This window comes from Halomonas sp. SIMBA_159 (assembly GCF_046536035.1).
Taxonomy (GTDB): Bacteria; Pseudomonadota; Gammaproteobacteria; order Pseudomonadales; family Halomonadaceae; genus Vreelandella; species Vreelandella venusta_A.
Genome location: NZ_JAWJBT010001453.1, coordinates 1 through 241 on the forward strand (window position 1 = coordinate 1; position 241 = coordinate 241).

The 241-nt window shown below is 71.4% G+C and carries 1 protein-coding gene; it reads right to left on the bottom strand.

Going from position 1 to position 241, the window contains the following annotated elements:
• Positions 1-241 (bottom strand): alpha-L-rhamnosidase-related protein (locus tag R0J87_RS24045; protein WP_498889555.1); only part of this gene is annotated, 241 nt, incomplete at both ends.

Consider the following 241-nt stretch of genomic DNA (forward strand, 5'->3'; position numbering starts at 1 on the left):
CCATGTCGGCGACGGCGCGCGCCGATCGCGCGAAATAGGCGGTCGCCACCAGGTAGCGGTCCGTACGCCCCGCGCCCGGATCCTGCGGAGGAGCTGCGGGGTCGAGCCAATCGCCCAGCTGGAAGCCCTCGTTCCACAGCCGGTCGGGGCCGGCGACCGATTCGATCTTGTCGACCCATCGCCGGGCACTCTCGAACTGGGCGGCGAGCACGCCGACGTCGCCGAACCGCTGATGGAGCGT